The following is a 19,651-nucleotide window of genomic DNA, read 5'->3' on the forward strand; positions in this document are numbered from 1 at the left end:
CGTCCTGTGATGGACCGACGCTGATGCAAGACGATCTGCTGCTGTATTACGAGCGCGAACTCACGTACCTCCGCAAGCTCGGCGCGGAGTTCGCACAGCAATACCCGAAAGTCGCGGCGCGCCTGCAGCTCGAGGCCAACCGCTGCGAAGATCCGCATGTCGAGCGTCTGCTCGAAGGATTCGCGTTCCTCACGGCGCGCATTCACCGACGGCTCGACGACGATTTCCCCGAGATCAGCGAATCGCTGCTCGAGGTGCTGCACCCGCAGATCATCCGGCCACTGCCGTCGATGGCCATCGTGGAGATCGCACTGGATCCGGCGCAGGGACGTACGCCCGAAGGTTTCCACGTGCCACGCCACAGCGTGTTGCACACGAAACCCGTCAACGGCGTGCCGTGCATCTTTCGCACGAACTACGACACCACGCTGTACCCGCTGCGCATCGCGGGTGCGGAGTGGACCACGCCCGATCGGGCTGGTGCCGGCGCGCATGGGCGTGAGGCGGTGGCGGCGGTGCGCCTCAGCCTGCAGGCCTTCAACGGCGTGACGCTCGAAGCGCTCACGATGGATGCCCTGCGCGTGCATCTCGCCGCCGATGGCAGTGTCGCCGACACGTTGTACGAACTGCTCGCCAACAACTGCGTGCAGGTGGTGGTGCGCAATCCGGATCGGCCGAACGCCGCTCCCGTCTTGCTCGGGTCACGGGCCGTACAACCGGTGGGATTTGGTCCCGACGAGACCATGTTGCCGCAGTCCAATCGCAGCTTTGCGGGCTATTCGCTGCTGCAGGAACTGTTTGCGTTCCCCGAGAAGTTCCACTTCCTCGACATCGTCGGTGTGGGCGCGGCGCTGAAGCAGCTCGGAGCCACCGATCGCGCCGAAATCGGGCTGCTCATCAGCAGCTTCGAGCGCACCGAACGGCGACAGGCGCTCGAACTCAGTATCTCCGCGCGCACCTTCCGCCTCGGATGCACGCCGGCGGTCAATCTGTTTTCGCAGTCGGCCGAACCGATTCTGCTCACCGAACGCAGCTACGAGCATCTGGTCATTCCCGATGCTCGCCGCCGCCTCGAGGTGGAAGTGTGGTCGGTGGACAACGTGCAGCTCATCGAACACGCCGCCCGCACGACGCGGCAGGTCTCGCCGCTGTACTCGCATTCGCACAACCTCGGCGCGGAAGGCATCGACAGCGGCGATCTGTTCTGGCAGAGCATGCGCCGCACCTCGGGGTGGCGCACCGACCGCGGCACGGACGTGCATCTCAGCTTCTCCGACCTCTCGGGACAGTTGCGTCTGCCCGATCAGGACGTGGCCTCGGTGCATGTCACCTGTTCGAACGGCGACATGCCCAGCCGGTTGCCCTTCGGCACCGACGAACGGGGCGACTTCGAGCTGGTGAGCGGTGGGCCGATTCAGCGCATTTCGGCCATCGTGAATCCGACGCGCGCCATCCAACCCAAGTTGGGCAAATCGCTGTTGTGGCGCCTCATCTCGTCACTGTCGCTCAATCATCTCTCGCTGACGGATGAAGGCGGTGATGCGCTGCGTGAGCTGCTGCGCCTGCACAACGTGACCAACAGCCTGAGTTCGGAACGCCAGATCGATGGTCTCATCGGCGTGCGCACCGAACCAGCCTTCGCGCGCGTCACCGCCGCACATGGCATGACCTTCGCCCGTGGACGACGCATCGACCTGGACTTCGATGAAGATCTGTTCCCGGGCGGTGGCATGTTTCTCATGGCCAGCGTGCTGGAACGGTTCTTCGCCCTCTATGCGTCGATGAACAGCTTCACCCGGGTCGGCGTGCGATCGAAGCAACGTCGTCGTCAGGTGGTGGACTGGGCCCCCCGCGCCGGCTGGCGGACATTGTTGTGACCGAGACGCCGGACGTGCCGCAGGCCGAAGGACTGGCCGATCCGTTCGCCACGGATGAATCGGAAAGATCGTCGGGCTTCACGACGACCTTTCTCGAAACACCCGCGCGGGCGGAGGCGCGTCGTCGACTCGAAGGTGTTCTCGAACGCGAAGGGACCGGGTTCGAGTTCTTTCAGTTGATGCGGTTGTTGCAGCGCATGCACCCGGACCGCGACCCGGTGGGCGGGTGGTCCGATCCGCGCGGTGAAGTCGCCCGCATGCACGTGATCCCCACGCTCGCGTTTCCGCCGAGTGAAATCTCGGGAGTGGAGATCACGTCATCCGGTCCGCGGCGTAAACGCCGTGACAATGAACCGGCTCGGGTGGGCGTACGGTTTTTCGGTCTCGTCGGGCCACAGGGCGTCCTGCCGCAAGGATACACAGAGTATGCCGCCGGTCGGGCGCGTGCCCGCGACACCGGACTGCGGGACTTCCTCGACCTGTTCCACCATCGGCTGCTGTCGCTGTTCTACCGTGCCTGGGAACGCCACCACACGTCGGTGGCCCTGGAACGGGGTGACGAAGACCGCATCCATGCGCATCTGCTCGATCTCGTCGGTGCCGGCAATGCGATCGGTCAGCGCAAGAGTGTGCTGCCCCCCGACACGATGGCGTACTACGCCGGGCTGCTGGCACTGCGCTCGCGACCGGCCCTCGGGCTCGCACAATTGGTGTCGGACTACTTCGGTGTCACCGCCACGGTGGAACAGTTCGTGGGCGAATGGCGCATGTTGCCCGACGGCGGCCAGGTGTGCCTCGGCGATGACGACGCCGATGGTCGACTGGGCCAGGCCGTGATCGGCAGTGCGGTCTATGATCCACATTCACGCGTAGTGCTGCGCCTCGGGCCGCTGTCCCGCGCACAGTTCGACACGTTTCTTCCCCAGGGACGTCATCACAAGGTGCTCAAGTCCCTGGCGCAGTTTTACGCCGATGACGAGGTGGGCGTCGACGCGCAGCTAGTGCTCGCGCGCGATGAAGTCCCCTCGGCCTCCCTGGGTACCTCCACCTCCCCGCGACTGGGGTTCGGCACGTGGCTGCGCAATCGCACGCCCACGCGCGATCCGGACGACGTGCTGCTGCGCCTCTCCTGAGGTGCCGGTCATCACACCGCGCCGGCTGATCCTGCTGTTGGTCCTTCTCCTCCCGTTGCACACTGTCCCCGACCTTCTGCTGATGGAGTTGTCATGTCGGTGAATCTTCGTGGCTTGATTGCCAAGCTCAACGCGCCCACCCGCAGCGCCGTCGAAGCGGCCGCTGGCTTGTGCCTGTCGCGCACCAATTACGACGTCGAAATCGAGCATCTGTTCGTCAAGCTGCTCGATTCCTCCGACAGTGACCTGGCCGCCATTCTCAAGCACTTCGGCGTCAATCGTTCGCGCCTGGCCGATGACATCGCGCGTGCACTCGACAAGCTCAAGACCGGCAACGCCCGCACGCCGTCCATCAGCCCGTCGGTGGTGAACGTGCTGCGTGAAGCCTGGGTGCTCGGTTCGGTCGAGTACGGCGCGCCGCGTGTGCGTTCGGGCCATGTGATGCTCGCCCTGCTGTCGGTGCCGGAACTGCAGCGCCTCTCGGCGGAGTTCACGAAAGAATTCGAGAAGATCCCGGCCGATGTGCTCAAGAAAGACTTCGTGACCATCACGGCGTCTTCGGCCGAAGCGACGGCCGAAATCGGCAGCATCGATTCGGTGGCCGCGGGTGCAAGCGCCTCGAGCAGCGGCGGTGGTACCGCCAAGGCCGGTGGCCGCACGCCGAACCTCGATTCGTACACGGTCGACCTCACGGCCAATGCCAAGAGCGGCAAGATCGATCAGGTCCTCGGCCGCGACTTCGAAGTCCGTCAGGTGGTCGACATCCTCACGCGTCGTCGTCAGAACAACCCCATCCTCGTAGGTGAGGCTGGTGTCGGCAAGACGGCCGTCGTGGAAGGTTTTGCGCGCCGCATCGTGGACGGAGACGTGCCGCCTCCGCTGCGCAACGTGCGTCTGCTCTCGCTCGACCTGGCCATGCTGCAGGCCGGCGCGGGTGTGAAAGGTGAGTTCGAAAACCGCCTCAAGGGTCTGATCGAGGAAGTGAAGAACTCCCCCACCCCGATCATTCTGTTCATCGACGAAGCCCACACGATGATCGGCGCGGGTGGTGCGGCCGGCCAGAACGACGCGGCCAACCTGCTCAAGCCGGCGCTCGCGCGCGGTGAGCTGCGCACCATCGCCGCCACCACGTGGAGCGAGTACAAGAAGTTCTTCGAGAAGGACCCGGCGCTTTCGCGTCGCTTCCAGCTCGTGAAGGTCGAAGAGCCCACCGAAGACGTGTGCTGCATCATGATGCGCGCCGTCGTGCCCTCGCTCGAGAAGCACCACACGGTGCACATCCTCGACAGCGGCATGGAAGCGGCCGTGCGCCTGTCGCACCGCTACCTCGCCGACCGTCAGTTGCCCGACAAGGCCGTCAGCGTGCTCGACACCGCCTGCGCGCGTCTCGCGCTGGGTCAGAGCGCCACGCCCGGCCCGGTCGAAGACTGCAAGCGCATCCTCGACGATCTCGCACTGCAGGATCGTGTGCTGAATCGTGAACAGACCGCCGGCGCCGATCACCGTGAACGTCTGGCCGGCATCGCCGAACGACGCACGCAGGTGGAAGCGCAGTTGGCCGAACTCGAAGGACGTTGGCTCAAGGAAAAGGACACGGTGTCCAAGATCCTCGAGGTGCGTGGCAAGCTCGTCGCCGAATCAGCCAATGCGGATCAGACGGCCGCGGACGCCCTGCGCGCAGAATACACGCAGGCCATGAGCGAACTCGAGGCACTGCAGGGTGAGAACCCGCTGGTGCGTCCGTTCGTCGATGCGTCCATCGTCGGTGAAGTGATCTCCGGCTGGACCGGCATCCCGGTCGGCAAGATGATGAGCGACGAACTGGGCACGATGCTCGAGCTCGAGAAGCACCTCGGCGCGCGTGTCATCGGTCAGGATCATGCGCTGGTGGATATCTCGCGTCGCGTGCGCACGTCGAAGGCCGGCATCGAAGATCCGAACAAGCCGAAGGGCGTGTTCATGCTCGTCGGCCCGTCCGGCGTCGGCAAGACGGAAACCGCACTGGCCCTGTCCGACATGCTGTTCGGTGGTGAACGCAACATCGTCACCATCAACATGTCGGAGTTCCAGGAAGCCCACACCGTGTCCACGCTCAAGGGTTCGCCCCCGGGGTACGTGGGCTACGGCGAAGGTGGTGTGCTCACGGAAGCCGTGCGTCGTCGTCCGTACAGTGTCGTGCTGCTCGACGAAGTGGAGAAGGCACACCCCGATGTGCTCGAACTCTTCTTCCAGGTGTTCGACAAGGGCGTGATGGAAGACGGCGAAGGCCGTCAGATCGATTTCAAGAACACGATCATCATCCTGACCACGAACGCCGGCACCGATACGATCATGAAGCTGACGGCCGATCCGGAAACGCTGCCGTTCCCGGATGCGATGGCCAAGGCCCTCAAGCCGGAACTCGACGCGGTGTTCAAGCCGGCGTTCCTGGGCCGCATGGTCATCGTGCCGTTCTACCCGGTGCGCGACGAGAACCTCAAGCAGATCGTCCGCCTCAAGATCGGCAAGATCTCGCGCCGTCTGCGCGAAACGCACAAGCTCACCCTGCAGCACGACGAAACGCTCATCAGCCAAGTGGCGGCGCGTTGCACGGAAGTGGAGAGCGGTGCCCGTAACGTCGACAACATTCTCAGCAACACGCTGCTGCCGGAAATCTCCCGTCTGCTGCTGGCCTCGATGGCGGAAGGCACCCGTCCGAGCGCGCTCAAGGTGGGCGTGGCCGAAGACGGCGACTTCACGTACGAAGCGGTGGTGTGAACGGCAGTATGAACGGCGGTATGACGCAGGGTTCGGTGCCACGGCGTGATTCCCACGCCGTGCTGCACTCCCTGCAGTGCGGACCTTCATCGAGGACATGCTGAATGGCATGGTCACAGGCCAATCGGCCGTTCCGACTCAAGACGCCACTGGGAGAGGATGTGTTGCTCCTGGTGTCGTGGCGGGGCGAAGAGGCGGTCTCTTCGCTCTTCCACTTCACCGTGGTGGCCGCGAGCGAACGCAACGACATCAAGCCCAAGGAGCTGCTGCTCAAGGGTGTCACGCTGGAGCTCGAACTCGGCGGCGGCAAGAAGCGCACGATCTGCGGTGTCGTACGTCGGTTCGCACGCGGTGGAGAGTACGCGGAAGGACATTCGACCTATCTGCTGGAGATCGTGCCCCCGCACTGGGCCCTCACGCTCGACAGCGGGTTCGACATCTTCCAGAACAAGACGGCGCGTGATGTGTGTGACAAGCTGCTCACGGGTACGCCCCATGAGTGGAAGATGGTGCGCACCCTCGATCCGCGTCCCTATTGTTTCCGCTACCGCGAGAGCCGCTGGGCCTGCACGTCACGACTGCTGGAACAGGAAGGCGTCTGGTATCGCTTCGACCACAAGTCGGGCGAAGCCAAGCTGGTGATGGGCGACAACTCCTCCTCGGCCACGGGCGCGTGGGGACTGGATACGCTCAAGTACGACCCGAACATGGCGGGTTCGCACAACTCGTTCACCGAGCCGGCCGTCTTCGATCTCAACACCGAAGCCGTCCCCCATCTCGCCAAGTCGAAAGTGCGTTCGGCCACCGAGTTTTTGGCCACCAACAATCTTTCCGAAGAAATCACCGGCAAGGCGGACGTCTACTCGGCGCCGTCCGATCTGGCCTGGTACGATTTTGATCAGCAGATGGGATCGCAGCACAGCGGCTTCAACCACAGTGGCGGAGAAACCGCGAGCGATGTCGCGAAGTTTCAGCCCGACACGAAGGTCTATGCGCGCCTGGCGCAGGAACGCTCGGAGTCCGAAGCGGTCGTGTATCGCGGACAGTCGCGATATGTCGGCCTGGAGTCCGGATCCAAGACCACCATCAGCGGCCGCCACTTCGAAGGATTCGACGGCAGTCTCTTCATCACCCGCGTCGAACATCACGGCAACAACGGACCGTACAGCACGGATGGGGAGCCGGCCAGCTACCGGAATTCGTTCGAGGGTATCCCGGCCGCCACGCCGTACCGTCCGCAGCGCACCACGCCATGGCCGCGCGTGGCGGGATCGCACGCGGGTACGGTGGTGGGTCCTGCCGGTGAAGAGATCTTCACGGATCCCCATGGACGGGTGCAGGTGGTCTTCAAGTGGGATCTCGACAACTCCACGAAACTGGAGCGCTCCTGCTGGGTGCGCGTGGCGCAGCCCTTTGCCGGTCAGGGATTTGGCGCGGTGTTCCTGCCGCGCATCGGACACGAGGTGATTGTCGATTTTCTCGACGGCAATCCCGACAATCCGGTGATTGTGGGCAGTCTCTACAACGGCGCGAATCTGCCGCCGTGGAAATTGCCCGAAAACAAAACGCAGAGCGGTGTGCGCACCCAGAGCACGCTCAATGGCGGCTCCGACAACTACAACGAACTGCAGTTCGAGGACAAGAAGGGCTCGGAACTGATCAACGTGCAGGCGGAGAAGGACCTGAAGACGCTCGTCAAGAACGACGAGACGCGCACGGTCAATCACGACCGCACCACCACGATCAAGAACAACGAGACCAAGACGGTCAAAGAAGGTTACGAACACACGACCATCGAGAAGGGCGAGCAGGTCATCACCGTCAAGGACAACAACCGGACCCTGCACGTCGAGAAGGACCACACCATCACGGTGAACGGCAATGAAGCGTTCACGGTGAAGGGCAACCGCGACGGGACGGTGAAGGGCAACCAGGCCCACGCGATCTCGGGTAACGACGAAATGACGGTGAAGGGTAAGCAGACCACCACGATCACCGGCAACGAAGCGATCACCATCGAGCAGGGCAATCAGTCCCTGCAGGTCAAGATGGGCAACATCGCCACCAAGGCCGATCTCGGGAACATCGAGACCAAGGCATCGCTCGGAAAGATCACACTCGAAGCGATGCAGATGATCGAACTCAAGGTCGGGGCCAACTCCATCCAGATCAGTCAGGCCGGCGTCACCATCAAGGGCATCATGGTGAAGATCGAAGGCACGGCCATGGCGCAGGTGAAGGCCCCGATGACGCAGGTCAACGGTGATGGCATGGTGATGATCAAGGGCGGCATCACCATGATCAATTGAGCGCGCGATGACGATACCTCCGGTAATCGCCCCCGATCCGTTCGCAGCCTATCCCCCGGCAAGCCGGTGGCTGCTCGAGCGCAGTGCACCCGATGAAGACGCGCTGGCGTTGCTCGACCCACGCCAGCCGATCGAAACGTTGTACAACGCCTGGATCGCGAAAGAGCTCTTCCCCGCTGCTCTCCGCCTCATCGCCGCCGTGCTGCCGGCGCGTGAAAGTGTGTGGTGGGCCTGGGTCTCCGCACGACATGCCACACAGGTCGTTGGTGGCGCGGCGGCCAACGCCGACGTGCACAAGACCCTGGCCAGCATCGAACAGTGGATCGTACGTCCCGATGATGACGCACGTCGTGCCGCATGGGACGCGGGCACAGCGGCCGGTATGGACACGCCGGTAGGCATGATCGCCGCCGCCGTATTCCTGAGCGGCAACTCGGTGGCGCCGGCCAATCTGGCTCCGGTGCCTCCACCACCAGGCGCAGCGATGCCACTGGTGGCGGGCGCCATTCTCTTGTCTGCGGCGTCCAATCAGAAGGCCGAACAGATCATGCCGACCATGTCAGCGTTCGCCGCGCAGGGCATGGAAATCGTCAAGCGACTCGGCGGGTGGGAACCGGCCGTGCAGCTTGCCTATGACACTCACCAGCGGCTGGATCACGAGTACACCCGTGCCACCACACCCGCCCCCACGCCCGCGAGGTAAGCCATGCCTCCAGCGTCACGCATCACGGACATGCATGTCTGTCCGATGATGACCCCCGGCGTTCCACCCATTCCGCATGTCGGCGGGCCGATCGTGGTGCCCGGCGCACCAACGGTGCTGATCGCCATGCTGCCCGCTGCCACACTCGGCAGTATGTGTGTGTGCGTCGGACCGCCGTCGTCCGTCATCAAAGGATCGGCCACGGTGCTCATGGGCAGCAAGCCGGCCGCACGCATGGGCGACAATACGGCACACGGGGGCGTCATTGTCCTCGGCGCACCCACGGTGATGGTGGGCGGCTGACGGCACCGCGTACTCACTGAGGTGGTTCTTCGTGCCCGGTCATTTGGCCGGGCACGAGGCGTTTCAGGCCGTGGGTCCGACCGGTCCGCGGTACTCACACCCCGACGTGCACGTCTCCCGGATGATCACCGCCGACAACTGCGGCAATGCCGGCACGAGCTGCTCCCAGATCCAGACTGCCAGCCGTTCACTGGTCGGATTCTCGAGACCGGGAATGTCATTGAGATAGTGATGATCCAGACGATCGTAGATGGGCTTGAACGCCGACTTGATGTCCGCAAAGTCCATCACCCAGCCAAGCGTGGGATCAAGGGGACCACGCACACGCAGTTCGATACCGAACGAATGCCCATGCAACCGCGCGCACTTGTGCCCTTCCGGGACATGCGGCAACCGATGTGCGGCTTCGATCGTGAATTGTTTGTGGATCTCCAACTGGGTCGTCATTCGCCAATTCTAGCAGATTTCATGTATCATCCGGTATCCTCGACATTCTGCGAGGTCGCCCGCTCCGCCCGCTCGTGCCTGCTTCGACCCTCACCCTGCTCCGCGTCGTCCCGGCTGGCCTGATGCTGCTCGCCGGCCTGGCACAGTCCGTGGTCGCTCAAACGTCCGGGGTCCGCGTGGCCCCGGCAGCCCCGGAGTTCGTGCGCCAGGCATTGCTCGTGGCGCCGTTCCGCCCCGACAGCACACCAGTGGGCCTCGCCAGCGCGTCGCGTGAACTCGCCGACGCGCTGCACGATCGTCTCGATCGCCGCCTCGAAAACCGCGAAACGCAGCTCCTCGAGTCGTTCCGCCTGCGCAATGTGCTCCTCGAGTCCGGTTACGATCGCAACGCCATCCTCGGCGACATCGAACTACGTCTGATGGCGCGCAAGATCCGCGCAGACGAAGTGGTGTTTGGGCGCGTCTCTCGGCAGGGCAACACCTACGTGGTCGCCGGCCGCGTGGCCCGACTGCGCAATTGGGACATGCAACAACCGCTGCCCGTGGTGCGTGGCGCCACCGTCGCGCAGTTGGCCGAACGATTGGCGGAAGAAGTGGTGAAAGCCCGCGCGCAGCTTCCCGGGCTACGTCGATGCGAAAACGCGCTCGCAGCCCGCGACAAAGCCACGGCCGCGCGGGAAGCCTCGCGCGCCATACAGGCCTATCCGTCGGCAGTGATCGCGCGCGACTGCCTGCTGTCGGCACTGTTCGATGGCCAGACCGGCGCCGATTCCATTCTCGCGGTGGCCAACGATGCCCTGCGGATCGACAGCACCAACACCTACGCCGCCGTGGCGCGCGCCAATGCACTCGAAACTCTGAACCGGCGCAGCGACGCTCAGGTGCAGTGGGGCCGCATCTATGCCGCCCACACCGATTCGCTCGAACTGGGCACCATCGTGGTGGAAGCGCTGCTGCGCTTGCAACAGCCGGACAGTGCACTGCACGATGCCCGGGCGCTCATCGCACACTTCGGCAGCAACGCTGAACTGCAGCGTCTGTCATTCCGCGCCCAGACCACCATGTCCCAATGGAAGGCGGCCGCCCTGCTCGGCGATTCGCTCGAACAGCGGGACAGCACCTTCCGCGCCGACTCCAACTACGCCACCCGCTATGTGGAAGCGCTGCGCCTGTCAGGAGACTCGCTCGGCGCACTCGAGCTGGTGGTGCGCAATGTGCGCCGCTTCCCGGGGGACTCGCGCCTCTACCTGCAGTATCTGCAGCTCCTGGGCGCAGAAAATGGTGTCGCCCTCCAGCGTGGGCTCGAACGGTTCCCCGATGTGTCCACGCTGAACGTGCTGGCTGCCAACGCCGCCCGGCGCACCGGCAACCGTGGTGCCGCCATGCGGGCCACACGCGAAGCCATCCGCAAGGACTCGTCGCTCACCCCACAATACCTGCAACTGGCCGACGGGTACTTCGACGAACAACGGCCCGACAGCGCCCTGTTCACGCTGTTGCACGCTCCCCGCGCCGGTGTTCAGGCAGAGATGCTGCGCACCTACGTCATCGCGCGCGGTGTCACCCTGCTGCGTTCGGCCGGTGATACGGCACCAACCGCGCAACAAATCGCGGTGCGCATGCTGGTACTGGCCGACAGCATCGATTCACGGGAAGACTCGCGCGCCTACGTGGCCGCGGCCGCGTTGCAGGCGTCGCGCACACAACTCGTGACAGCCAGCCGTTCCCGTGAGTGCGCCGCTGTGCGATCATCCGATGAAACGCTCAAGCTCAGCGCCGACGCGATCACCCGCGGGCTCGGCGAGGGTACCAACGCCACCGAGATCGGGTCGGCGTACGAAGCCATGAAAGCCGCCATCGACAACGCCACAAAAACGTTATGCAAAGAACCGTGACCAACAGCACACCGTGGATTGTGTCCAACGCCCGCATGCGCTCCCGGCGGGCGTTGCTGTTTCCGCTGTTGGCCCTCGGATCGGCGGTGCTGGTGACAGGCTGCGCCTCGGCGCCCAAACCGGCCGAGGTGCCGTCCACGCCGGTGCAGATGGCCCCACCGGAACCGGTGGCTCCTGCGCCAACCGATGGCATGACGCCGGCGTTCACCGAAGCCTTTGCGGCAGCCGATCTGCGGGCGCGGTCCATCGCGTTCTATCAGCAGTGTGTGCCCACGGTGGCGCGCCTGCGCGCGGCCGGACGCTTTGGTGCGGCCGCGCGCGCGCCGCGAGCGATCTTCTGCGAGCGTGACGCCGAGGGCGTGCCTATCGGCGGCGTGTTCGATGTGGACAGCGCGTTCAAAGCTCCGCGTGGTCTGACCGCGGTGCGTCTCGATGGCGATCGTCCGAAGTACACGGGCATCCTCGACACCGCGGCGATCGTGTCGCGCGCCAAACTCGCCCGTGATGTGAACAAGGTGGTCACGCCGGTGTGGGCGAAGCTCAAGCGTCCATTCACAGTGGTGCCGGTGACGGTGGCCAGTGGCACGCATGAGGCGTGGGTGATTCCGCGCGCCACGCGGGCGGGGTTTTTCGTGATGGGTGGTGATGCGGCGTATGTATCGGCGGCCACCGGTGTGTCGCAGACCGTGGACCACACAAAGACGTGGATGCAGATCGCCTTGCCAGCACGTGGCCAGGTGCGCATCACGAGTGCAGAGCCCAGCGTGGCCGCGGTGACCGACCTGGCGTCGGCGCGGTACTACACGGAGCTCGGACGCGATGTCACCGTGACCACGGCAGCGGCCACCAGCACCCTGGTACCGGGACTCGATCCGACGACCGGTGCGCGCGTGGTGTGGAAGCATCAGCCCATACGCTGAGTCCAGCCGCCATCAGCCGGAGACTCTGCAAGTGGTACTCCACGGTTGAGTGCTTCCGCCGTACCAACCCAGATCGTGTACATGCCAAGCAGCAACAATGCTGCGGAAGAAATGCCACCCGGGAACCGACTGGCCACGAAGTTCCCGGCTATGACGATGGTCCAGAATCCCCAAATCAGACCTCGCTCCCGAGTCGCGCGCGAGGGTGAGCGAAAGTACTGCTCCCGGTTCGCCACACGTCGCAGTTGAAGCTGTCCCCATCGTCCGATGGCAAGTATCACGAATGCAAAGACGATCTTCGGTGTCATGTTGCCGGGGGACACGACGGGCCCAACGCCCATCGTATTCAATGCGGAAACCACCAGGCCAATTCCGAACAGCACCGTGGCCAGCGCAGCCCTGAGGACATACTGACGATCTTCACGCATGACGATCTCCCGGACAGATGGAATGATGTTGTCTCGATTGCTGTCTCGTTCTCAGCTCACAAACCATTTGATGAACGTCAGGCTGGCCACGATTCCGACCCAGGTGACGGCTGTTGTCCGCCAGATCTGCTGACGAGTCAATCCCTGCACGACATACCCGGCGCCCCACGCCACCAGTACCAGAGCATACAACTCAAGCACATCGAGTCGAGCGAGCACGTGATGCAGTGCGCGATGCTGTTCCGCTGAGATGAGCCATCCGAGATTGGTGAGTACCTGCCCGGCAGGATCCGTAGGAAGGTCGAAAAACGCGCGCCCCACGAGCGCTGCGATCAACGACCCCAACTCGCATACCGATGCCGCAGTGAGCAGCACGGCAAACAGCGATCTCAGTGCAAATTTTCCGCCCTGGATCCAGAGAAGCGTGAACAGCGGCAGCGCCAACGCGGCGTACTCCGCCACAACGATGACGGCCTGTACGCCAAGGTTGAGCATCACCTTGTCCAACCGTCGTCCCGGGGCATACTGCACATAGAGCCAGCACACCCGATACATCGCGATGAGCAACACTGGCACCCATAGCTGGATTCCGGTACGAATCTCGACAAATGCCGACCGTGGGCTCACCAGCACGCTTGTCACGGCGCTCAGACTGCGGGTCAGACTGGATCGTGCCGATTGCTCGCTTGCCCCTGGGTCTTCTACCGCGACGTCCTGCGTCTTCATGGCCTCCTCCCGTTCGTACGGCGTGGTCTCGGCTCGAAGCTGCAACGCGTGTCGGATGACGACACCCAACACGCGTTGCAGCGCAATCGTCAGGAGGCGGGGGGACAGCAGCCGATCGTTGACGCCCAACACGAGCCGTGCCAGAGCGTGTGGTCACACCCGGCAACGCTCAGCATCTTGGTTGCTTGATCCCAGCAAAAACCGCCGGTGATCGATGCCTCGCCTCCTCGAGCGGACAAATTGCCGAGTGCTGCATCAGCGCCTTCCATCGAACCCGCGGGATGATCCGGCAATGCTGCGCGCGCATCTTCCGACAGCCCGTCCCGAAAGTGCGGATCTTTCCAGGCCCGCACGGCAAAATCAGGTGACATGATGCCTCCATTGAATGACGCCGCGACAACTCCGTCGACTCGCAGCGCGTTGAAAGACGAGGTGTCGACTTCCCTCGCACATCCGGCGCAGTCTGTCGCTAACCGGCCTTGCGATGTTCTTCCATCAACCGGCTCTGCTCCATGGTTTCGCGATGGCTTCCCAGAACACCGCGCGGTGTCCCCGAGGCCACGACACGACCGTCCTTCATGACCAGCAGCCAGTCCACATCACCTACGACGTTCAGGCGATGGGAGACGATCACGCGCGTACATCCGAGTTCCGCCACGCGGGCATTGACCGTCTTTTCGGTGCGCTCATCGAGATGACTGGTCGCCTCATCGAGCACGAGCAGATCCGGCTCATGCAGGAGCGCCCGCGCCAGCGCGAGTCGCTGACGCTGTCCACCGGATAGCGCCACACCCCGATCTCCGATCTGCGTGTGGTATCCCATCGGCATCTGCGCGATATCATCGTCGAGACAGGCCAGCATCGCCGCGCGTTTCACCGCACTGAGTGTCGCATCGGGAATTGCCAGCGCGATGTTCTCCCTGATCGTGCCACTGAACACGTCGAACTCCTGCAACACGGCTCCAGTGCGTGAGCGAAACCGCTGGCGATGTGCCTGGAAAGGCTCACCATCGTGCAACAGCTCACCACCGGTCGGCATCCATAGCCCCATGAGCACCTTGGCCAGCGTGCTCTTGCCAGATCCCGTTGGACCGATGATGCCCAGTGATCCCCCAGGCTCGATCTCGAACCCCACATCTTCGAAGGCCGGTCGCGATCCACTACTGAACCGAAACTCCAGGGCTTGGCATGCCAGGCGCCGCCCGGAATGACCACGGATCTTTGCAGGAAGGACCGGTGCGCTGATCTGGGTGTGCGCAGGAAGATCCGATGCCACCTCTGGACTGCTGTCCAGCACATCCATGACTCGCTCGATGTAGGCACCGGCCGTCTGCAACTGCTGTGCGGATTGCATCAGAGCGAGCACGGGTTGGGTGAACGAAGCAACCAATGTGGTCGCGGCAAGCATCTGCCCGAGACTGAGTGACCCGCTGTTCACCGCTGCCATGCCCATGACCAACGCCGTCAGGGGCGTCGCCAGACGCAAGCCTCCCAGCAGCGCTTCGATGCCGGTTGCCAGCAGCGTGGTTTCAAAGGTGGTCTGCTGGTGATGTTGGAACGCCTGACGCCAGCGCGCGAGCATTCCCGACTCAGCGGCAACGGCTTTCACAAAAGCAATGCCGGTGAGCGTCTCGATGGTGCGTCCTTGTTCATCCGCTCTCGCGGCCAGTACTCTCACCGCCAGTTCGCGTTGCCTTCGCATGGCGAATACGAGAACAGCGATTTGTGCTGCCGCTGATGCGAGCGCGAGTACGGCCAACGGGGGCGACATCACGAACAGGATGGCCAGGAACCCCAACGCCATGGGCGCATCGAGACTGGCACCGATGAGCTGCGTAGTGAACAGCTCTCGTATCGCGGTGTTGCCGTGGACTCGTTGGAGTAGATCGCCGGTGGTTCGCTGAAGAAAGAACTGGTGGGGTAGACGCAACAGGTGATCGAAGAACTGCAGCGAGACGTGACCGTCGATCGTGCGCTGCAGTCGCGCGATGACATGCCCCCGAATCACAGATACGCCGATACGGGAGATCACCATGCAGACAATGGCCGCGACGACCGGGACCAAGCCGCGGCGACTCCAGGCGATCGTTGAGTCGACCAGTATGGCAGTGGCGGCTGGCACCAACAGACCGAAGAGTTGCAGTACCAGGGACGCCACAATCGCCACCAACAGGTACTTCCTGGTGACCGTTGGTTCAAACAACCATCGGAGATAGCGCAGCAGTGGATTCGTATCGACAACATGCCGTGTTTCGAAATGCTGTCCGATCTCAAATTCGACGGCTGTTCCGGACAGATCCTGTTCCATGGCGTTCAGCGGCACACGTCGATAGCCAGCGGCGGGGTCGACAATGACCGCGTGGGTTTGTGTCAGGGACTCCAGGAGCACAAAGTGCCGCTCTCGCCAGTGCAGCAATGCCGGCAACTTGAGCGTGGCAAGGTCGTCGACCGTCACGTGTCGGCCATAGGCCAAGAGCCCCTCCGCGTGCGCGACCTTGACCAACTCGGCCACCGAGAGGCCGTCACGTCCGGCATTGAGTTGATCACGGAGATGCTGCAAGGACGTACGGCGCCCGAAATACGTGAGCAACATGGCCAGACATGCTGGGCCACATTCCGTCTCGGACAGTTGCCGGATCGGCACCACACGCTGAGGGCGTGTCATGCGGTGCCTCGCTCCGGCAGCGTGAGCGTCAACACATCGATGACCTGCTCGCCGCTCATTTTCAGGAGACCGAGTCCGACACCAGCGAGCCCGGTCATGAGCCCTGGCGTTTCTGTGCCCCGGGGGATGCCACACTGCACGCCCGCACGATCGATGGATTCCAGCACGCGTGTCGCGATGAAGTCGCTTTCGTCGCGAGTGATGCCACCGTCAGTGGTCCGAGCTGCGTCATGGAGGAGGGCGTAGTTTCCCAGCATGCCATGGCACAGTGAGTGGTTGCCGGTGAAGCCCCATCGCACCGTATCGCGAACGGTGCGTTCGAGATCGGTATGCAGTGCCTGCATCGCATGGACATCCGGCTGGTCTGCGAGCAGCGCCATGCGGGAGAGCCCAATCCCAGGCGCGCCGTGGCACCAGGCATGCATGGAGGGCCAGCCCCCCTCTGGGGGCTGGATCGCGATGCGTCGGTAGTCGGGCCACCGTCCGTTGGCGGCCTCATACGCGTGACGTTCATATCGAACGGCCTGATAGGCCGCGTCAATCAAATCTGCGCGTCCGAGCCGTCGACCGGCTCGATGCAGTGCCAGAGCGATGCCGGACGCGCCGTGCGAAAACCCCGTTAGCGGATGCGATGCATCAATAGGCGTCGTCCAGGCCCATCCGTCCTCGCGTCGCTCGGCGTTCCGCAAGAGCTGTTGACCTGCCTGCTGCATGTGTTCGGCGATGCGTTCCCGAACTGCCGGAGAGATGCCAACGCTCTCGTCGAGCAATGTGCTGGACACCAGGAGATATCCGGCTACGCCGGCGATGACATCCAACTGGTCGTCGCGCGCGATGTCTTGCCCTGCATACTCGATGAGTGATTCGGCCAGCGCGGCGTAGCGTGGTTCATGCCATACACGTGCCGCGTGCGCCAGGACGAACGCTTCTCCGGCGTGCCCATGAAATGCGCTGCCGCCAAATGATCGTGGCTGCTCCGACAAAGCAGGTCTTTGATCGACGCGCCACTGCATGCGACGGGCGCATGACTCGAGGGTCTTGGAAGCCAGTGCGCGGGCTTCGGGATGTCCGAGCAGACGATCGCATTCGAGAAGGAACAGTGCGACACCGAGCCTTCCGTTGTAGAGATCATCTCCCAGTGGCTGGAGCGACCAGTGTTTTTCATTGACCAGGGACACGCCGAGCCAGTTGGCATCGTCGTCGCGTTGCACGGCGAGATGGATGAGCCGATCGGCGATCCACCGGACGTAGTATCGAGCGTACTCCTGGATGTTGAGGGTCGTGGAAGGCTTCTCCTTTCCTCCGCCATCAGCGACGGGTGATGGTGTGCCGTGCGGGTCGGTCGCGAGTGCGGCGAGGGCTGCCTGGATGAACCAGCATTGACGATCGCAGTCGGCCCGACTCAATGATTGCAGTCGTTCTTGCGCTCGTCCGAAGGCATCTCGCGCGAAGAAGCCCGGGATTTCCGTACCATCGGAAGCCCAAACCGACGTGCTGGCTGGGCGTGTGGTGAAATGTGGAATGTCGCCAAGCTGAAGGTCGGTGAGTTCATGGGGAATCAGCCGATCGAGCCAGGGGCGGGTCTCCACCGTTCGCCAGAGTGCGTCGAAGTGGATATCGCGATCGATGGCATCACGCAGCAGATCCGGATGATGGGAATCGCGCAGCAACGTGCCGTAGACCTTGGTATGACGAAACACGGTGCGTACGTCGACCTGCCGGAACGCCTCGAGCAATCCTTCATTGCCCAGCAATTCATCGCCGTGTTCGACCAGGTGCAGATAGGCAGCGCGGAATCCATGCACGATGGCGTCGGCATACGCGGCGGGATCGATGCGTTGTCCGGCGAGGTAGGGCTGGTTCTTGGCCTGGGGCAATCGGGCGCGCTGGCGTACGATGCACATGGTGTCCTGCCCGATCGCCGAGAAGGTGGGTTGCTCCTCGGGAAGGAGTTGATCGGCCACGCCACCGATACCGCTGAGTTCGATCGCTTCGCCGTCGGTGTTGTGGTAGCTCCAACTGGGCAACAGTCCCACGCGCATGACGGAGTCGTGGTAAGCGCTCCATCCTCCATCGGGCTGCATGGTGGCTGTGTCACCGTCGTACACGACATCGTCGAACCGAGGATGGAACAGGGCCTCGAGATCCACGAGCACGGGGGTGTCCCCTTGAGCCATGACGTTCTCGAGGTGCATGTCTGTGGCGTCGAGCGCAAACAACAGCGCGAGCTGGGCGCCCAGGCGCCGATAGAAGGTGTGGATACCTTCTGTGTCGGCGCAGGGTTGGTGAGCAACGAACTCACTCCATCCATAGGCGCCGCATGGCAGATGTGTCGGCTGGCGCCATGCGTGGTCACCCATGCCCGTCGCGGCCCAGCCGACGAGTTGTTGGAACGCGAGATCGACGGCGAGTGAACGCGGTTTGTAGACGATGTGGCGACCGCTGTCGAACCCCAGGATGGTGACGCAGCGTCCCTGGTGGTGTTTGTCGCCGGCTCCGTAGGTGATTTCAGTGAGCACGCCGAGTGTGGCGCCATTGAGCAGGCGGGCCTCGATGGCGTGGCGGTCGGAAGACAGCCGCTGCAGCACCTCGAGGGAGTGTCGATACCAATGGTCCACCCGCTGTTCGATGGTGCGGAGCAGGACTGGGTATTCGTTGAAGATCGCCGACCGTGCCGCGTCGCTGTCGAGTGTGCGAATGAAGTGTTGAAAGCGCTCGTCGCTGGTCTCACCAACCAGCTCTCCACGAAGACGCATGACATTCACTTCCAGGATGAGCACCTTGGACACGCACTCCGCGATATCGGACGCCAGTGCGGAACACGCGAGTTCCGCCAGGTGTTCGGGCGAGCGGCACAGCGGGCGTAGCCCTGGCAGGACGCGCAGCGCGTGCAGAAGCCGCGCTTGTGCGCCTCGCAACTGCGGTGCGGCGAGAAGAAGGAACCCGAGGAAGGCCTGGCGAGATCCGGAGGTGTTGGGCGCGGATGTGTTGTCGGGCGCGGGAACCGCCGCAGGAGCCGCCGCAGGAGCCGCCGCAGGAGCCGCCGCAGGAGCCGCCGCAGGAATCGGTTCAGCCGCATCGGACCACCATGCCGATGTGCCTGCGGGCGTGAAACGATCGGCTGGCAGGGCTTCTGAATCGAGGAGGAGCGGCAGGTCGTGGATCGAGAGCTGTTCCGTGCCAAGTCGCTGCGCAAACCGTTTGGCATTGCCTGCGCTGCATTGATCCTGCCAGCGCGCAGTGCGTCGCTGCGTTGGAGTGAGGGCTGCGGTTGGGGCAATGGTGGCAGCAGGCGTTGACGTGTGCGCTGGAACGTCGCGCTGCAAGCCGGGCTGATGGAGCATCGGACGCGCGTGCCAACGGATGGCAGCGGCCCGTTCGCGGAGCGTCAATGCGCGCCGGAAGGCGTCGTCAGTGAGCATGGTGGGGTTCGTCGAGGGAGAGACGGAAATCCGGAGGCGTGTCTCAGCACCGTGGTGGCAAGCCAC

14 protein-coding genes are annotated in these 19,651 nt (G+C 63.6%); 8 read left to right on the top strand and 6 right to left on the bottom strand.

Going from position 1 to position 19,651, the window contains the following annotated elements; all coding sequences use genetic code 11:
- The first annotated feature begins 23 nt into the window (after window positions 1-23).
- The 6 genes from tssF to GAU_RS19785 all read left to right on the top strand — a co-directional run bounded on the left by tssF (window position 24) and on the right by GAU_RS19785 (window position 9,082).
- A complete protein-coding gene (gene tssF / locus GAU_RS19760; protein ID WP_015895685.1) occupies window positions 24-1,877 on the top strand; it encodes a type VI secretion system baseplate subunit TssF in 1,854 nt (617 codons plus the stop codon).
- Window positions 1,874-3,010 carry a type VI secretion system baseplate subunit TssG gene (tssG, locus tag GAU_RS19765; RefSeq protein WP_015895686.1) on the top strand — a complete coding sequence of 379 codons (1,137 nt, stop codon included), beginning with the start codon at window positions 1,874-1,876 and terminating at the stop codon, window positions 3,008-3,010. The genes tssF and tssG overlap by 4 nt, the downstream gene beginning before the upstream one ends.
- A gap of 93 nt (window positions 3,011-3,103) precedes the next feature.
- Complete coding sequence (gene tssH, locus GAU_RS19770) at window positions 3,104-5,767, top strand: type VI secretion system ATPase TssH (protein WP_015895687.1); 2,664 nt, start codon at window positions 3,104-3,106, stop codon at window positions 5,765-5,767.
- Window positions 5,768-5,871: 104 nt separating this feature from the next.
- Window positions 5,872-8,076 carry a type VI secretion system Vgr family protein gene (locus tag GAU_RS19775; RefSeq protein ID WP_015895688.1) on the top strand — a complete coding sequence of 735 codons (2,205 nt, stop codon included), beginning with the start codon at window positions 5,872-5,874 and terminating at the stop codon, window positions 8,074-8,076.
- A gap of 7 nt (window positions 8,077-8,083) precedes the next feature.
- Window positions 8,084-8,779, top strand: coding sequence for a DUF6931 family protein (locus tag GAU_RS21545; RefSeq protein WP_015895689.1), 696 nt, complete (start codon window positions 8,084-8,086; stop codon window positions 8,777-8,779).
- Window positions 8,780-8,782: 3 nt separating this feature from the next.
- Window positions 8,783-9,082 (top strand): PAAR domain-containing protein, encoded by a 300-nt coding sequence (locus tag GAU_RS19785; protein WP_015895690.1) that lies wholly within the window; start codon window positions 8,783-8,785, stop codon window positions 9,080-9,082.
- A 63-nt stretch (window positions 9,083-9,145) separates the two neighbouring features.
- Here GAU_RS19785 and queD read toward each other — a convergent pair whose 3' ends face one another.
- Window positions 9,146-9,517 (bottom strand): 6-carboxytetrahydropterin synthase QueD, encoded by a 372-nt coding sequence (gene queD, locus GAU_RS19790; protein WP_041266978.1) that lies wholly within the window; start codon window positions 9,515-9,517, stop codon window positions 9,146-9,148.
- An 86-nt stretch (window positions 9,518-9,603) separates the two neighbouring features.
- Between queD and GAU_RS19795 the strand changes: the two genes are divergently transcribed.
- Both GAU_RS19795 and GAU_RS19800 read left to right on the top strand, forming a co-directional pair.
- The gene (locus GAU_RS19795) at window positions 9,604-11,424 is read left to right on the top strand and encodes a hypothetical protein (protein ID WP_015895692.1); all 1,821 of its coding nucleotides are present in this window, start codon (window positions 9,604-9,606) and stop codon (window positions 11,422-11,424) included.
- Complete coding sequence (locus GAU_RS19800; RefSeq protein ID WP_041265751.1) at window positions 11,421-12,344, top strand: hypothetical protein; 924 nt, start codon at window positions 11,421-11,423, stop codon at window positions 12,342-12,344. The genes GAU_RS19795 and GAU_RS19800 overlap by 4 nt, the downstream gene beginning before the upstream one ends.
- Here the strand turns inward: GAU_RS19800 and GAU_RS19805 are convergent.
- From GAU_RS19805 to GAU_RS19820, 5 genes are all read right to left on the bottom strand, one after another.
- Window positions 12,329-12,772, bottom strand: coding sequence for a hypothetical protein (locus tag GAU_RS19805; RefSeq protein WP_015895694.1), 444 nt, complete (start codon window positions 12,770-12,772; stop codon window positions 12,329-12,331). The two genes, GAU_RS19800 and GAU_RS19805, sit on opposite strands and share 16 nt — an antisense overlap.
- A 51-nt stretch (window positions 12,773-12,823) precedes the next feature.
- Window positions 12,824-13,630, bottom strand: coding sequence for a hypothetical protein (locus GAU_RS19810; RefSeq protein WP_015895695.1), 807 nt, complete (start codon window positions 13,628-13,630; stop codon window positions 12,824-12,826).
- A complete protein-coding gene (locus tag GAU_RS22070) occupies window positions 13,588-13,869 on the bottom strand; it encodes a mersacidin/lichenicidin family type 2 lantibiotic (protein ID WP_083765804.1) in 282 nt (93 codons plus the stop codon). The genes GAU_RS19810 and GAU_RS22070 overlap by 43 nt, the downstream gene beginning before the upstream one ends.
- Window positions 13,870-13,967: 98 nt before the next feature.
- Window positions 13,968-16,163 (bottom strand): peptidase domain-containing ABC transporter, encoded by a 2,196-nt coding sequence (locus GAU_RS19815; protein ID WP_015895696.1) that lies wholly within the window; start codon window positions 16,161-16,163, stop codon window positions 13,968-13,970.
- Window positions 16,160-19,585: a type 2 lanthipeptide synthetase LanM family protein gene (locus GAU_RS19820; RefSeq protein ID WP_041265752.1), complete on the bottom strand. Its 3,426-nt coding sequence runs from the start codon at window positions 19,583-19,585 to the stop codon at window positions 16,160-16,162. The genes GAU_RS19815 and GAU_RS19820 overlap by 4 nt, the downstream gene beginning before the upstream one ends.
- Window positions 19,586-19,651 lie beyond the last annotated feature (66 nt).

This window comes from Gemmatimonas aurantiaca T-27 (genome assembly GCF_000010305.1).
In the GTDB taxonomy this organism is placed as follows: Bacteria; Gemmatimonadota; Gemmatimonadetes; order Gemmatimonadales; family Gemmatimonadaceae; genus Gemmatimonas; species Gemmatimonas aurantiaca.

Coding starts and splice junctions, on each gene's coding strand:
- GAU_RS19785 (WP_015895690.1), top strand. CDS start 8,783: ATGCCTCCAGCGTCACGCATCACGGACATGCATGTCTGTCCGATGATG.
- GAU_RS19775 (WP_015895688.1), top strand. CDS start 5,872: ATGGCATGGTCACAGGCCAATCGGCCGTTCCGACTCAAGACGCCACTG.
- GAU_RS21545 (WP_015895689.1), top strand. CDS start 8,084: ATGACGATACCTCCGGTAATCGCCCCCGATCCGTTCGCAGCCTATCCC.
- GAU_RS22070 (WP_083765804.1), bottom strand. CDS start 13,869: ATGTCACCTGATTTTGCCGTGCGGGCCTGGAAAGATCCGCACTTTCGG.
- tssH (WP_015895687.1), top strand. CDS start 3,104: ATGTCGGTGAATCTTCGTGGCTTGATTGCCAAGCTCAACGCGCCCACC.
- GAU_RS19815 (WP_015895696.1), bottom strand. CDS start 16,163: ATGACACGCCCTCAGCGTGTGGTGCCGATCCGGCAACTGTCCGAGACG.
- GAU_RS19820 (WP_041265752.1), bottom strand. CDS start 19,585: ATGCTCACTGACGACGCCTTCCGGCGCGCATTGACGCTCCGCGAACGG.
- GAU_RS19805 (WP_015895694.1), bottom strand. CDS start 12,772: ATGCGTGAAGATCGTCAGTATGTCCTCAGGGCTGCGCTGGCCACGGTG.
- tssF (WP_015895685.1), top strand. CDS start 24: ATGCAAGACGATCTGCTGCTGTATTACGAGCGCGAACTCACGTACCTC.